Origin of the sequence: Sulfurimonas sp. (assembly GCF_026988655.1) — a bacterium.
In the GTDB taxonomy this organism is placed as follows: Bacteria; Campylobacterota; Campylobacteria; order Campylobacterales; family Sulfurimonadaceae; genus Sulfurimonas.
In genome coordinates, this window is record NZ_JALSKT010000049.1 from 15,485 (window position 1) to 29,885 (window position 14,401).

Below are 14,401 nucleotides of genomic sequence, written 5' to 3' on the forward strand. Positions count from 1 at the left end.
TAATCGGGAGATTATATCATAAGAGATTTAAAGAGAGTTTTTACTTCTTCTGTTTATTGTTTTTTTTAATTTGCGTTGCTACATAATGTGCTACGGATTTTAACTGTATGTCGTTATATCTTTTTTTCCATGAGGGCATATCATTTTTTGCTGTTCCCCAAAACTTACCACCAAATTTTGCATATAAAAAGATTTGTTTTTCACTTAAGAGGATTTTTTGTAGATTATATGGGTAGATAAAATTTTGGTTTGATTTTGATTGCTCAACATAGTCACTTTCACCATTGCCTGATACACCATGACACTTGCCACACTTACGTTGAAAGATTTTTTTACCGACTTTCATCATCTCTTGTCTATCTTTTTCCTCAAGTTGTGCAGATTCCTTTAAAAGGTTTTCTACTCTCTTATCTCTATGAGAATTAAAAGTTTTAGAAACATAATGAGCAACTGCTTTTATCTGAATATCACTATAAACATATTTAAATGTTGGCATGATATCTGCGTGAGAACCATATGCATGTGCGCCATATTTGATGATTTTGTAGGCTTGGGTTTCTGTTAGGATACTTTTAGATAAGATTCTTGGTTTTACAACAAGTTTCATATCGTTTTGAGAGTTTCCATCTATGCCATGGCAGGAGATGCATGTTGTTTTATATATCGTCTCCCCTAGTGCATATTGTGACTGTGCCGCAAAGGCGAAAGTAGCTAAAAGCGCTAAGAGGAGTAGTTTCATAGGCTTATTTTGCTGTAACTTCTAAAAGCATATTTGGGTGGATCGCACACTCTACACTAAATTGACCTGGTGCTTTGATAGTTACAGTTTTTTTTGTTCCTGATGCTTGCATACCAATATCAAATTCATTTGCTTCATCATCTGTGTAGGTATTATGAGCAAAAGGATCAGAGTTTAAAAAAGTAAGTGTATCACCTACTTTTACTGTTACTTCATGAGGAATAAAAGTTTTTCCTTTTTGATTTATCACATGGTCTGCTCCAAAGAGAGAGGCTACTAAGAGTGTTGCTAGTGCTATTTTTTTCATATTTATTATCCTTTGTTGTTTTTATTGTGGAAAGTTTTTTGGAACTTTAATATCTAAGTCCGGACCAGTGAGTGCTTTCATAAATTCTACAATTGCATCAACTTCATCATCGCTTAAATGTCTGTCTACCATTACATCTGATTTGTTTTTGACACCATCTTGATAGCGTCCACCTTGAGAACAGATAACTGTTGCTTCTTTGAGTGTTTTGACACTTCCATCATGAAAGTAAGGAGCTGACTTTGTAACATCACGAAGTGTTGGTGTTTTAAATACACCATACCAAGCTGCTCTTTTTTTCACATTGTAACGACCAAGTTCTTTGCCTTTGAGTTCGCCTTTATTGAGACCGATGTTTTGAAAACTTCCATCACTAAAATTAAAGCCATCATGACAATCTATACAATGTGCTTTGCCTTTAAAAAGTTCAAAACCTTTTTTAGCTTTAGTGTTAATGGCATTTTTATCACCTTTTGCATATTTGTCAAATGGAGATTCTGTAGAGACTACTGTTCTCTCAAATGAGGCAATGGCTTTTGCAAGTGAATCTTTTGTGATTCCTTCGCCTGGATAAGCTTTTTCAAAAAGCTCTCTGTAGCCTTTAATTTTATTGAGTTTTGGTATAAGCTCTTTGAGTGGCATATTCATCTCAACATCTGCTTCGATTGGACCGAGTGCTTGTTCTTCTAGAGATTTTGCACGACCATCCCAAAACTGATGTCTTTGATAAGCTGAGTTTAATACAACAGGAGAGTTTCTTGGTCCTACTCGCCCTTCAAACCCAACAGCTTTTGCAGCTGGGACTTCATCTGTCCATCCGTGACTTGGACTATGACAAGTTGCACAAGAAATTTTGTCATTTTTAGAGAGTCTTGTGTCAAAGTAAAGGAGTTTTCCTAGTTCAATACGCTCAGGCGTTAGTTTATTGTTTGCAGGTTGTGGGGCTGTTTGGGGTCGTAACCACTGTGACATATCTTCATTTGCCCCAACACTTGTAAAGAATGTTGCTAGAACAAGTGTTGCTATTGTTAATTTTTTTATCATAAATTCCCTCTCTTTTGTGATAAAATATTGTAACATCTTAAACTGATAGAGATTATAAAAGTGTGTGATTTATTAAAAGATAATAAATAAATTTTATAGAAATAAGAAAAACAAATACCATATACAAATAAGAAGCCCTCTTGTAACTTTTATCTTCAAAGTTAAATAAGGCTGTGTTTAAGGCATAAAAAGTTGCTAAAAGTAGAGCGCCATAGATAAAATACCCGACATAGTAGTAGTCAAATCCTAAGATACAATAGGGACACTTATGTGTTGGAAGCTCATAAATATAGGTACTAAAAAAGTAGGTGATACTCAGGTACGATACATACAAAAAGAGGATGCTAAACGCAGTGATGAGTACTCTTTTTTTCAAGTGTAACAAAAATAATAAAAGAAAAAACATTGCATAAAATAGAGTGACTAAAACACCTGTAGTCAAATGAAAGGGCATTGCAGTTGTTGTTTTTGCGTAAATATTTGAACAGCAAAGCACTGGTGTAAGTGTTGAGAGATTGGCAAAAAAGTTTATTTCTACAATGGCGTTTAGAAGTATTAAAAAATAAATAAAAAGAAAAAAGTAGAGTTTTTTCTTGAAGTAGGGATGCTGTTTAGAGTAGTAATCTTGATGGTTGAGTGAAAGCCAGAGCAAAGAGCAGAGAATGATAATAATTTTGAGTATAAGGAGTGGATTTCCAAATGGGTTTGCTCCTACAACGCCTGCAGCACACATAGCACCAGGGATGAGAGAGGCTAAATCATTAAGCGTATAAATAAAAAAGCCTAAAAGAAAGATATTTATAAGAAGTGAGAGCTGTATGAGTGTTGTAATAAGATAAGACCTTTTTTCTAGTTCATACTGCATTTGACTTACTGCGTTGGGTCTATATTGTTTGAGAATTTGGACTGTGTTAAACGCAGCTATGGTGAGGGCTATAAGTACCAATAAGGCGATAAAGAGCGTGATAGTGACATGAGCAGAGAGAAAGATACTACTCAAGAGTACCTTCTTTAATACTCAAGCTTTTATCGATGATCTTGCATGTGTCAAAAATTGGGTCATGCGTAGCGATAATGATAGTTTTGCCTTTTGCTTTTAATTTTGTAAGTATCTCGATAAAAAGTAGAGAGTTTTCTTTGTCTAAATTTGCTGTTGGTTCATCACAAAGGATGATTTGGGCATCACTTACGATGGCTCTAGCGATGATGGCTCTTTGTTTTTCTCCTCCTGAGAGGTTTGAGACTTTTTGTTTTGCTTTATGGGCAATATTAGCAAGCTCCATAGCTTTTTGTTGGGCTGCGTTTATCTGCACTGCGTTTAGATCTTTAATGACAAGGGCTGGGAGAAGATTTTCTTCGACAGTGAGTGCATTAAAAAGATGAAAGGACTGGGTAATATAGGCTGTGATATCACGTCGATAGAGCGAAGCGTGATAATCTGAATATGAAGCAATGTTTTCACCAGCGACTTCTACGCTTCCGCTTGTTGGTTTGAGTTGTGAAGCTAAAATATGTAAGAGGGTGCTTTTTCCACTACCACTCACACCTTTGAGTAGAACAAATTCACCTTGCGCAACACTAAGAGTAATATTTTTCAAGGCATGAAAAATTTCGCCATTTTTTTCTTTAAAATCTTTGTTGAGGTTTTGTATTTGTATCATTTCATAACCTCATTTGCTTCGGTGATGGCAAGCTTCCACACCGGTATGACTATGGCGAGTAAAAAAGGCGTAACAAAGAGAATAAAAAGCAGACTCAAGTCATTTGTACTAATACTTGGAGAAAAAGATGCCTTGTTGTTGAGGTTTTGATAGCCGACAAAGATATACTTTAGTAGAGGCGCACTCAAATAATAAACATAGATTAAAGCGGCTGTCACTCCCGTAAGATAAGCAAAAAATACGATTATAAAGTTCTCTAAAAGTTTAAACCAAATGATCTCTTTTATCTGCCATCCAAGTGAGCGTAATATGGCTACTTCTTTGGCATCTTCTGTCTTTATCATGGAGTATCTTTGGTAGAGTATGAGTAAAAATGTACTGAGTGCGATAAGGTAAAGGATAAGGAAAACACCACCTTTATAGTTAAAAAGATTTTTATAATGTTTTGCGATATCTTCTTTTGTAATGATTCTGCTGTCAAAGTGGGATATAAGAAGCTTTTCATAGACCATTTGGCGCTCTTTTTTGTTGGGAACTTTAAGGATAATATCACTGACATATCCCTCAGGAATGCCAAGAATTTTACGGGCTTCATCACTATCCATCAAGATAACATCACTGCCGATAAGATTTGTCTCTTTGGGGAGTGTATCATAAATATAGACCTTTTCTTTGCTTCTATCTGGTGGTCTAAAAGTGTAAGAGTTTGTGTAGGCATATGTGTCAAAAAATTCTTTAACACCTGAGCCAATAATCATATTTTTTCGTGAGAGAAATTTTTCTATATCAATACTTTTGAGAAGTGTTTGAAGTTCTTGTTCTATCTGTTCATCATAAAAATCTATGCCGACTATGGTGAAATGTTCTTCTTTTGGTTCATAATAATGTATGCCATAAATGCGTCCCTGTGCTTTTTCTACTCCTTGAATGGCAAGCGCTTCATCTAGCCAACTTTGTGGGGTATCTAAACGCAGTCCATCTTTGTAGCGTTGCAGGGTAATGTCTGCTTGTGCATCAAGTGTTGCAAAGATATCTTTTTGTATTGATGAAGAGATAAAAAGCACACTTGCAAGAAGCCAGATAAGCACAGAGGAGAGAATAAAAATCCCGAGATGTTTTTTAGGGTTGCTACGTAATAAGATAAGTAAAAAGTTGAATTTATTGCGCATACACAAAGTCCATCTGTTTGAGGTCTTGCATCTTCGGATAGAGTTGGTTTGAGCTATCTCTATAGCAGTGGATACGATGTTCTAAAAATGAAGTAGAAGAAGCAAAACCCGGTAGTTTTGTAAGTTTGCTCAAACTTTGTATCTCCTTCGTATTCGTTTGCTTGCTAAGAACAAGAAGGAGGGTAAAAAGGAAGAGACCAAGAAGCCCAAGTACGAGCAATGTAAAGTGTCTTAATAAAATAAAATTTCCTTTTAAACTTTAAAGACCTCGAGATGCTTGTTTAACTCTTGGGTAGATTGACGAATCTTCACACTTGCTTTTGCAACATCATCTATACTATGAAGGTTTTCATTTGAAATTTGGCTGACATGTTGAATCTTTTGTATAATTGTGTCTGTTTTATCCGCATTTTCTCTATAACCATCAAGAATGTTTTCACTCATTTGTGTTGATTGCGTCATTATTTCTGAAGTTGCGTTTATTTTGTCTCCTACACTCATAGAAATAGCTGCGAGTTCTTCCATCTCAGTAGAGTTATTGTTCATCTGCTCTGAACTCTCAACGATAGCCTGAACGATGACATTTACAGTGGCATTTATCTCTGAAAGAGATTTCTGTGTGCGTTCTGCAAGTTTTCTAACTTCATCGGCAACGACGGCAAAACCACGTCCATGCTCACCTGCACGAGCAGCCTCAATCGCTGCGTTTAGCGCAAGAAGATTTGTCTGGTCTGCAATGTCTGCAATGACTGTTAATACATCTTTGACTTGTGAAGCATCTTGTGAGAGTTGGCTGAGTCCTTGTGCTAGTTCCATTTGTAGCTCTGAAGAGTTTTGTACTTTATCAACGAGTGTTAAGATGTCTTTCTTTGTTTCATTCAGGTTCTCATTTGATTGAATGAGGTTTTGTTTTCCCTCTTGTGCTTCTTCGATTGCATGACTCAGAGCATCACGCATCACACGTCCTTCATTGACTGTCTCATTGAGTTCACTGTTCTCTTCTTCTGAGCGTTTTTCTACGGTATGTGCTGTTGTCTCAAGATAAGTTGAAGCGTTGAGGTTTTGTTTAGATGAGTCTATAACTACTTTTAAAACTTCTTGAACTTTTTCTATAAACTGGTTGATATAGTAGTTTGCTTGTGCTATCTCATCTTTTGTATCTGTGGCAAGTCTGATGGTAAGGTCACCATCTCCTTGAGTAAGCTCTTTAGCTGTGTTTATGAGCTTTTTAATAGGCTCAACTATAGAGTTGATGATAAGGAGTAATAAAATAACAATTACGGCTCCAAAAATAAGCTGCATGATTAAAGAAAGCGTTGAAGTAAAAGCAATTTTATCTTCAAGAATTGGGGCATAAGTTTTATGTATATTGTTTAAGAGTTTTTGATTTTGTATTACAAGTGCATTCATTTCTCCAAGCAGCCCTTTGGTCGAGTCAAAACCTTTTAACTCAGTTGCTTTGACAAGAGCAGTAAAATACTTTTTATATGCTTGTAGGTCACTTTTGATATGTTTAGAATTTTCAATATTTCTGTCTATATAATAGATAAGTGCATTGTAAGAACGTTTGAATTTTTTTAGATATTTTTTATTGTGAGATAGTTCGAAACTTTTTTCCAAGTTTCCTAAGGTCAGAACCATACTAAAGACATCAGCATTTTGAGATTTTTTGGCAAAAAGTTCTGCTTGACGAATGGCATTTGCTAGCTTTTTGTTAAGACCATCTTTTGGAGTAAAACCTATCTCTTTTTGTATTTTCACAATCTTTGAAAAGCTCTCTTTATAGAGCTGTGTGTTTTTTATGATTTTATCGATTCCGCTTGGTTCTATATCAAGAGTGAGTAGCTTCTTTTTGAGTGACTGTGCATCTTTCATAGTTGTAGTGTATTGTAAAGAAAAATTGTCAATGTTTTTTTGATGTTTATATTCTAAAAAATCACTTGCACTTATCATCAAGCCTTTTAAATCATTATCTATCTTATATACATTAAGTTTGGTTGATTCAATCAGGTGGCTAGAACTCAGCATATAATTAACGATAAAAATATTTGCAAGAATAGAGACTACTGAGATAGCCATAACAGAGATAAGTTTATTTTTGATAGTCATATAAAAAATCCTTTTTTTATATCTTGTATTTTAGTGCTTTTTTTGTAAACTCGCTAGAGCAGAAAAACATTGCAATGAAGATGGGATTAAAAATGAGTGTATCATCTTCAAGTGTATCAAAGACTCCAAAGCTAAAACCTTCTCCATCATTTGGGTTTTGTGGTTTTACTATAAACTTTAGAGGCGACACTGTTCTTGCCATGTTGATAATATTTTTTTTCTCTTTTTTACTTTCAACATTTAAAATATTAAAATCTTTTTCTTGTGCTTCTCTATGGGCTACAAGAATTTTTTCAATAAGATCAACTTTGTCTTTAAAAACAACTTTATTCCATTGAATGATAGAGTTGTTAGACGCTATCTGCATATTTTTTTGCATAAGAGGGTTTGGTTTCTTAGCACGCATGGCTTCAATGAGAGCAAGTAAATAGTTGACTCCTCCGATGCTTTTGGCAGCTTTACTCATAAAAAGATGAATAGTTGCTTTTGTCTCGTCACTTTGATTGTTAAAATTACACATTAATTATTTTCCTTGTTTTGATAGATAATAGCTCGGTTTTTCCCCAGCTTTTTCGCTTCGTACATAGCCTTATCGGCAAACCTAATGAGCTCTTCATTATTTTGTGAATGCTCAGGATAGAGAGATATCCCTATACTCGCACCCACTTTCACGATTTTGTGATTTATTGAAGTTCCTTCGTTTATTTTTTCCATGATGTTGTTGGCTACTTTTAGAGCATCAGCATCATTATGAATGTTTGAAAGTAATACAGCAAATTCATCACCAGCAAATCTAGAAGCAATGTCTATACTACGAATAGATGAACTTAAAACATTAGCAACAAACTCTAAAATTTGATCTCCTGCATGATGTCCGTAGGTATCATTTACAGCCTTAAATCCATCAAGATCAATAAAAAGTAATGCAACTTTACGCTTGTATCTCTGTGCTCGATTGAGTTCATTATGGAATTCAACTTTGAAAAGTGCTCTGTTTGGGAGTTGCGTTAAGGGATCAAAAAGCGCAAGTTCTTTGAGTTTTTCTCTTGATATTATAAGATAAAGGGAAAAGATATAAAAAAAAAAGATAACAACACAAAAAAGTAGTGTTATATAGTTCTTTTCTATCTCGAGACGGCTGAGGTAGGTGGACTTTGTATAGGTTACTAAGTAAGCAATATTTTTACTATAAAATCCAGGAATTGGTAAAAAGTTTACAACAATTTGTTGGTAGTTGTAGTCAAAATTTTGAGAAAAAGGTTTGGCCTCTTGTATACTTTCTTGTAGTTTTTGTTTGAGTTGGATTTTATTGATCATATCATAAAAGTTTTGGTCTTTAATCTTTTGATGCGTTGCAGCGTCAATATAATATGCATCAGATTCCCATGTTTTTTTGTAGACTATCCCATGTTGTTGTGCTAGAGGTGTGTTTATAGCAATCTCTTTAGATACAAGGACATGGGAGTCATATACAAAATTTTCAATAAGGTTTTGTATGATAGATGCGTCAGAGTAACTAATCTCTACACTACCAATATGCTTATTCTTATAAAAAAGAGGGTAGATAAATCTATATCCAAGAAGATAAGGACAGACTTCAAAACCTTCTTGTGCTTGCAGTGTTTTGTTTGTGAGGACAATACCCTCTCTTGTTTGAGACAAATCATCGCCATAGTCTTGTGGGGCATACATTCGTAAAAAACTTACATTGTTTGGCAAATGAAAATGAACTTGAGAGATACCCATATGCTCAAGACGTTTATAGTTTTTTTTGAGTTGATTATAAACTTCTGTACGAATGATGTTTTGCTCTTGCTCGGAGCTATATGATGCTTTATCTAAGAGTTGCATAAGTTTTGTGTTATTTGTATACATTGTGTAGATATCTTGAGACATTATCTTTAGATATTTGTGCCAAGTTGTATACTCTTTAACAAAAAGTTGACTTTGTATATGAAGATAATACTCTCGTTTGTTAGATTCTATCTTTTTGATAATCTGTATCGTTGCAATAGTAATAAAGATAAACAAAAGAGTCGTTGCTATTATCTTGTTTCGTTTTGTTTCAAGCATGAATTTCCAGTGAGAGTTTAGTTATGTTATTATTATATCGTAAATTAACTATAGAGATTACTTTTTTTATTCTTAAAGTAAATATGACCTCAGTTAGTCTTAAGCAAATCATAATGACAAAGCTAATATGATGTCAAAAGTAAAAGAAGACAAAAATAGTCTTATTTAGAAATATAACCCAAATGAAGAGGTAAATATATGCAAGTTTATTTAGATAATAACGCTACTACGATGTGTGACCCACAAGTAGTAGAAGTAATGCAACCATTTTTTAGTGAGCTTTATGGAAATCCTAACTCACTTCATAAATTTGGAACAGCGAGTCATCCTGCGCTTAGTAAAGCAATAGATCAAGTTTATAAAGGTATTAACGCTAGTGATAAAGATGATATAGTTTTCACATCATGTGCAACAGAATCAAACAACTGGGTACTACAATCAGTGTATAATGATTATATTAAACACGGTAAGATGAACCATATCGTGACAACTGAAGTAGAGCATCCCTCAGTACTTTCTACTTGTCGTTGGTTAGAAGATCAAGGTGTAAAAGTTACTTATCTTCCTGTCAACGATCAAGGTGTTGTTGAAGCACATACTGTAAAGTCTTTTATTACAGATAAAACTGCACTTGTTAGTATTATGTGGGCAAGTAATGAGACTGGAATGATTAACCCAATTAAAGAGATTGGTGAGATTTGTAAAGAAAAAGGTGTTCTTTTTCACTCTGATGCCGTACAAGCAGTAGGAAAAATTCCTGTTGATTTACAAGATGTGCATGTGGATTTTATCTCATTTTCAGCGCACAAATTTCATGGACCAAAAGGTGTAGGTGCTCTTTATATTAAGGACTCTCAACCACTTACTCCACTTCTTCATGGTGGTGAACAAATGGGTGGTCGTCGCTCTGGAACACTTAACGTTCCGTTTATTGTTGGTATGGGAAAAGCTGTTGAGCTTGCGACTACTGACCTTGAAAAAACGATGGCTTCTATCCGAGAAAAACGTGATAGACTCGAAGATGAATTATTAAAACTCAGTGACACATTTGTCGTTGGTGATAGAGAAAATCGTACACCAAATACTATCTTGATTTCTATTAGAGGCGTTGAGGGTGAGGGTATGCTTTGGGACTTAAACAATGGTCAAATCGGAGCATCAACTGGTTCTGCTTGTGCATCTGCTGACTTGGAAGCGAACACTGTTATGCTTGCAATCGGTGCTGATAATGAACTAGCACACACTGGTATCAGACTAAGTCTTTCAAGATTTACAACTGATGAAGAGATTGATTACACTATCAGTCACTTTAAAGAGGCTGTTGCTCGTTTACGTATGATCTCAAGTTCATTTGCGAAAGTTGCACCAACTCCAGGTGGAGAAGCTGGGGAATGTCACATTCCTCATCATATGGCACACTAAAAATAGATAAGGGAAATGAAAAGGTTCCCTTAAAATTTATAAAATAAATTTAAAGGAAAGAAAGTATGGCAAAAGCAGATATACTAGGCGAGTCTCTATGGGACGCCTACTCAAATAAAGTAACAACATTAATGAATAATCCTCAGCATCAAGGGGAAATAACACCAGAAGAGGCTGAGTCTCATGGTAACAAGCTTATCGTTGCAGATTTTGGAGCAGAATCTTGTGGAGATGCAGTAAGACTATACTGGGAAATTGATCCTAAAACAGATAAGATTGTAAACTCTAAGTTTAAATCTTTTGGATGTGGTACAGCTATCGCATCAAGTGATGTTATGACTGAACTTTGTATAGGCAAAACAGTACAAGAAGCTGTTAAAATTACAAATATTGACGTTGAATTAGCGCTTCGTGATGACCCTGAAACACCAGCTGTTCCACCACAAAAAATGCACTGTTCTGTAATGGCTTATGATGTTATCAAAAAAGCTGCTTCACTTTACCTTGGGGTTGATGAAGGAAGTTTTGAAGAAGAGATCATTGTTTGTGAATGTGCACGTGTTTCACTTGGAACAATTCAAGAGGTTATCAAACTCAATGATCTTAAAACTGTTGAAGAGATTACAGACTATACAAAAGCAGGTGGTTTTTGTAAATCTTGTATCAAACCAGGTGGTCATGAAGATAGAGAATGGTACCTTGTTGACATTTTAGAGCAGACTCGTAAAGAGATGGATGAAGAAAAGATGAAAGCAGCAGCAGATGCTATGGCAGCTGGTGGTGGTAAATTTGAAGAGATGACACTTGTACAACAAATCAAAGCTGTTGATGCAGTTATAGATGAAAATGTACGTCAATTTCTTATCATGGATGGCGGAAACATGGAGATCATTGACATTAAGAAAAATGATGACTATATTGATATCTACATTCGTTATCTTGGTGCATGTGATGGCTGTGCATCATCTGCAACAGGTACCTTGTACGCGATTGAATCAACATTAAAAGAAAAACTTTCAGATAAAATTCGCGTTTTACCAGTTTAGACGCAAATGAGAAATGCCCAGCTTGACTGGGAATTTCTTTCTGGTTACAATACTTTTATGTATGATAACTTATATGAAAAAATTACTGATGCTTTAGTAAATGATGGTTATATCGTCATAGAAAATGCACTAGATCCACAACTTTGTAAACAACTCTTTGAAACTTCAAACCAAATCAACAACTTTAAAAAAGCGGGAATTTCTAGTAGTTCTTTACGCGATGAAAATAGACGACGAGATAAAATCAAGTGGCTTGATGCTGATACAGAGACAACAACTGCCTATCTGAGCTTTGCACAAGGCCTGCAGTCATATCTCAATCGTCATCTATACCTTGGACTAAGCTACTATGAAGCCCATTTTGCAGTGTATGAGGTGGGAGACTTTTATGAAAAGCATCTCGATGCCTTTGCATCAGCCAAAAATCGTGTTGTGACGACTGTTTATTATCTCAATGAAGTGTGGGATAGTAATGATGGGGGCGAGCTAATCATTTATGATAAAGAAGGCAAAGAGATAAGCAGAGTTTTACCAAAAGCAAATACTTTGGTAGTATTTATGAGTGAAGATTTTCCCCATGAAGTCCTAGCCTGTAAGGCTAAACGCAGCTCCATAGCAGGATGGTTTAGAGTGGATAAGTAATAGATTGTTGATAAAACAGCATCATCTTCCATTAAAAGTATCTTCATAAGCTATTTTATCCTAAAATAACATATGATTATAAAAATAGATGATATAGAGATACCAGAGTTACAAATTTACAAAGAGTTACGTGAAGCTGCGTTTAGAAGTGATAGAAGCTTTATAGCTGACTCTCCTAAGGTGGTAAACTTACTTCTAGAGAGTGATGTAGAAGTAAAGAGCATACTTGCAACACAAGAGTATTATGATGAGTTTTTTGACTTAGTCGCCTCGAAAAACATAGCAAAAGTCTACCTGACAACAAAAGAGCAAATGGGTAAAATTGTAGGGCATAAAATTCATCATCATTGTATGATGCATGGCATACGCCCAAAAGATATAACCTTAGATGAAGCAGATGACAACATCATTATGCTAGACAATATTACTTCAAGTGAAAATGTTGGCTCGATTGCTAGAAGTGCTGCGGCTTTAGGTGTAGGCACCTACTTCTTAGCAAAATCATCTCCACACCCTTTTAACAGACGTGCATTACGAGTATCTATGGGGTATGCGCACAGACTTAAAACATATATTTATGATGATATCCTTGAGACTATAAAAGCATTAAAATCAAAAGGCTACAGAGTATATGCCGCTGAAGTGAGGGAAGGTTCTACGCCACTAGGAGAGCTAAACGCAGTAAATAAATGGGTGCTAATTATGGGGCATGAAGGAAGAGGTATCGCAGAAGAGATTTTAGATGAATGTGATGAAATTGTAACTATTGAGATGCAAGAGGGGATTAAAAGCTTTAATGTAGGTGTAGCTGCTTCGATAATGATGTATACATTAAGCAAATGATGAAAGATACAATTACTTTGTGATATAATCAACAAACAATAGAATTATACGGGAAATAATAAGATGGAAAGTGTATATTTAGCAAGACAGCCGATTTTAGATAGAAACTCTGATATATGTGCGTATGAGATTCTCTATCGAGATGTAAACAAAGCGAGTCACATTGAGAGTGACCGTTATGCAAGTGCAACAGTGATTAGCAATATCTTAAATAAGTTTGGAACAAAAGCACTCTTAGAAGATAAACGGGCATTTATCAAAGTTGATGAGAAATTTTTACTCAATGACATCATCTTCTCCATTCCTAAGGATTTTTTTGTTTTTGACATTTTGGAGAGTGTTGTTCTTGATGAAAGAGTCATTGAACGTATCCAACAACTTCACGCTAAAGGCTATCTTCTTGCTATAAATGATACAAAACTTATTCCCCAAAGTCTAGAAAAATATCGAGAAGTGTTCAAAGAGATTAATTTTTTTAAGATTGATTTTGATGTGAGTATGGAAACTGAAGTCGCTCCACTCTTGCAACCTATGAAAAAACTAGGGATTGAACTTATCGCCACAAAAATTGAAGATAGTGATACTTATGAAGTAGCACAAAAGATAGGTTTTGACTGTTTTCAAGGCTACTTTTTTGCCAAACCAAAAATCGTAGAAAATGCTAAATACGAACCTGCACAAATGAATGTTCTTAATCTTTACAATTTGTTAATACAAGATACAGACATTGCGGATATTACAGCAGAGTTTGAAAAAACTCCAGAGATTACTGTACAACTTTTACAGTTTATCAACTCTGGCGCTTTTCATTTTAGAAATAAAATTTCTTCTATTCATCATGTTATTACCTTAATGGGTCGTATCACTTTAGCGAAATGGCTTATGCTGATGATTTACTCTAAATCGCTTTCAAAAAACAAGCACCATGAGCCCTTGATGTTGATGGTTCAAAACAGAACACAGCTTATGGAACTCATTTTAAAAGACATAAACCCTGAGGCAGGTAATAGCAAACTTGGAGAGGCGTATTTGGTAGGGGTTCTCTCTCTTATAGATACCATTTTTTCTATGCCATTGGAAAATATACTCAAGAGCATTAATGTCTCAGATCCTGTAAAAGACGCACTCTTGGAGGATGCCGGTCTGTTGGGCGATATTTATAAAACAGTGAGAGATATTGAAAACATTGAAGTGTATGATATTTTCAAATTTGAACAAAAGTATAAATTGGCACCAGGAAGTATAGACAGAGCTGTCATGGAAGCTATCGAAAAGGTTAATGAATTTAATAATCCGCAAGAGTAAGTGCCTGACAAGAATAAAATAAGGGTATAATTTTAAAAAAG

Annotated in this window: 15 protein-coding genes; 5 read left to right on the plus strand and 10 right to left on the minus strand. The window is 35.0% G+C overall.

From position 1 onward, the window contains the following. Positions 1 to 40: 40 nt before the first annotated feature. The 10 genes from MV052_RS05090 to MV052_RS05135 form a co-directional block, all read right to left on the minus strand. Positions 41 to 739, minus strand: coding sequence for a c-type cytochrome (locus MV052_RS05090; protein ID WP_297441606.1), 699 nt, complete (start codon positions 737 to 739; stop codon positions 41 to 43). A gap of 4 nt (positions 740 to 743) precedes the next feature. After that, a complete protein-coding gene (locus tag MV052_RS05095) occupies positions 744 to 1,046 on the minus strand; it encodes a plastocyanin/azurin family copper-binding protein (protein WP_297441608.1) in 303 nt (100 codons plus the stop codon). A gap of 21 nt (positions 1,047 to 1,067) precedes the next feature. Next, a complete protein-coding gene (locus MV052_RS05100) occupies positions 1,068 to 2,090 on the minus strand; it encodes a cytochrome c peroxidase (RefSeq protein ID WP_297441610.1) in 1,023 nt (340 codons plus the stop codon). 52 nt (positions 2,091 to 2,142) lie between these two features. Further along, complete coding sequence (locus MV052_RS05105) at positions 2,143 to 3,090, minus strand: hypothetical protein (RefSeq protein WP_297441612.1); 948 nt, start codon at positions 3,088 to 3,090, stop codon at positions 2,143 to 2,145. Next, complete coding sequence (locus MV052_RS05110; RefSeq protein ID WP_297441614.1) at positions 3,083 to 3,751, minus strand: ABC transporter ATP-binding protein; 669 nt, start codon at positions 3,749 to 3,751, stop codon at positions 3,083 to 3,085. Before MV052_RS05110 ends, MV052_RS05105 begins: the two co-directional genes overlap by 8 nt. Then, complete coding sequence (locus MV052_RS05115; RefSeq protein ID WP_297441616.1) at positions 3,748 to 4,920, minus strand: FtsX-like permease family protein; 1,173 nt, start codon at positions 4,918 to 4,920, stop codon at positions 3,748 to 3,750. The genes MV052_RS05110 and MV052_RS05115 overlap by 4 nt, the downstream gene beginning before the upstream one ends. Then, positions 4,910 to 5,053: a hypothetical protein gene (locus MV052_RS05120; RefSeq protein WP_297441618.1), complete on the minus strand. Its 144-nt coding sequence runs from the start codon at positions 5,051 to 5,053 to the stop codon at positions 4,910 to 4,912. Before MV052_RS05120 ends, MV052_RS05115 begins: the two co-directional genes overlap by 11 nt. A 119-nt stretch (positions 5,054 to 5,172) precedes the next feature. Then, entirely contained in the window at positions 5,173 to 7,029 is a 1,857-nt protein-coding gene (locus MV052_RS05125) for a methyl-accepting chemotaxis protein (RefSeq protein ID WP_297441620.1), read from the minus strand. 16 nt (positions 7,030 to 7,045) lie between these two features. Continuing rightward, positions 7,046 to 7,549, minus strand: coding sequence for a hypothetical protein (locus MV052_RS05130; RefSeq protein WP_297441621.1), 504 nt, complete (start codon positions 7,547 to 7,549; stop codon positions 7,046 to 7,048). Then, positions 7,549 to 9,102 carry a diguanylate cyclase gene (locus MV052_RS05135; protein ID WP_297441622.1) on the minus strand — a complete coding sequence of 518 codons (1,554 nt, stop codon included), beginning with the start codon at positions 9,100 to 9,102 and terminating at the stop codon, positions 7,549 to 7,551. The genes MV052_RS05130 and MV052_RS05135 overlap by 1 nt, the downstream gene beginning before the upstream one ends. A 198-nt stretch (positions 9,103 to 9,300) precedes the next feature. Between MV052_RS05135 and MV052_RS05140 the strand changes: the two genes are divergently transcribed. From MV052_RS05140 to MV052_RS05160, 5 genes are all read left to right on the plus strand, one after another. Beyond that, positions 9,301 to 10,524, plus strand: coding sequence for a NifS family cysteine desulfurase (locus MV052_RS05140; RefSeq protein WP_297441623.1), 1,224 nt, complete (start codon positions 9,301 to 9,303; stop codon positions 10,522 to 10,524). Positions 10,525 to 10,589: 65 nt separating this feature from the next. After that, entirely contained in the window at positions 10,590 to 11,570 is a 981-nt protein-coding gene (locus MV052_RS05145; protein ID WP_297441624.1) for an iron-sulfur cluster assembly scaffold protein, read from the plus strand. 6 nt (positions 11,571 to 11,576) lie between these two features. Further along, entirely contained in the window at positions 11,577 to 12,212 is a 636-nt protein-coding gene (locus MV052_RS05150) for a 2OG-Fe(II) oxygenase (RefSeq protein WP_297441625.1), read from the plus strand. Between the two features lie 72 nt (positions 12,213 to 12,284). Further along, positions 12,285 to 13,055 (plus strand): RNA methyltransferase, encoded by a 771-nt coding sequence (locus MV052_RS05155; RefSeq protein WP_297441626.1) that lies wholly within the window; start codon positions 12,285 to 12,287, stop codon positions 13,053 to 13,055. A 63-nt stretch (positions 13,056 to 13,118) separates the two neighbouring features. Further along, positions 13,119 to 14,360: an EAL domain-containing protein gene (locus MV052_RS05160; protein WP_297441627.1), complete on the plus strand. Its 1,242-nt coding sequence runs from the start codon at positions 13,119 to 13,121 to the stop codon at positions 14,358 to 14,360. Positions 14,361 to 14,401 lie beyond the last annotated feature (41 nt).

Bases quoted from the DNA above. Each gene is read 5' to 3' on its own strand.
- MV052_RS05115 (WP_297441616.1), bottom strand. From the start codon at position 4,920: ATGCGCAATAAATTCAACTTTTTACTTATCTTATTACGTAGCAACCCT.
- MV052_RS05150 (WP_297441625.1), top strand. From the start codon at position 11,577: ATGAGAAATGCCCAGCTTGACTGGGAATTTCTTTCTGGTTACAATACT.
- MV052_RS05090 (WP_297441606.1), bottom strand. From the start codon at position 739: ATGAAACTACTCCTCTTAGCGCTTTTAGCTACTTTCGCCTTTGCGGCA.
- MV052_RS05130 (WP_297441621.1), bottom strand. From the start codon at position 7,549: ATGTGTAATTTTAACAATCAAAGTGACGAGACAAAAGCAACTATTCAT.
- MV052_RS05125 (WP_297441620.1), bottom strand. From the start codon at position 7,029: ATGACTATCAAAAATAAACTTATCTCTGTTATGGCTATCTCAGTAGTC.
- MV052_RS05145 (WP_297441624.1), top strand. From the start codon at position 10,590: ATGGCAAAAGCAGATATACTAGGCGAGTCTCTATGGGACGCCTACTCA.
- MV052_RS05100 (WP_297441610.1), bottom strand. From the start codon at position 2,090: ATGATAAAAAAATTAACAATAGCAACACTTGTTCTAGCAACATTCTTT.
- MV052_RS05155 (WP_297441626.1), top strand. From the start codon at position 12,285: ATGATTATAAAAATAGATGATATAGAGATACCAGAGTTACAAATTTAC.
- MV052_RS05135 (WP_297441622.1), bottom strand. From the start codon at position 9,102: ATGCTTGAAACAAAACGAAACAAGATAATAGCAACGACTCTTTTGTTT.
- MV052_RS05110 (WP_297441614.1), bottom strand. From the start codon at position 3,751: ATGATACAAATACAAAACCTCAACAAAGATTTTAAAGAAAAAAATGGC.
- MV052_RS05140 (WP_297441623.1), top strand. From the start codon at position 9,301: ATGCAAGTTTATTTAGATAATAACGCTACTACGATGTGTGACCCACAA.
- MV052_RS05160 (WP_297441627.1), top strand. From the start codon at position 13,119: ATGGAAAGTGTATATTTAGCAAGACAGCCGATTTTAGATAGAAACTCT.
- MV052_RS05095 (WP_297441608.1), bottom strand. From the start codon at position 1,046: ATGAAAAAAATAGCACTAGCAACACTCTTAGTAGCCTCTCTCTTTGGA.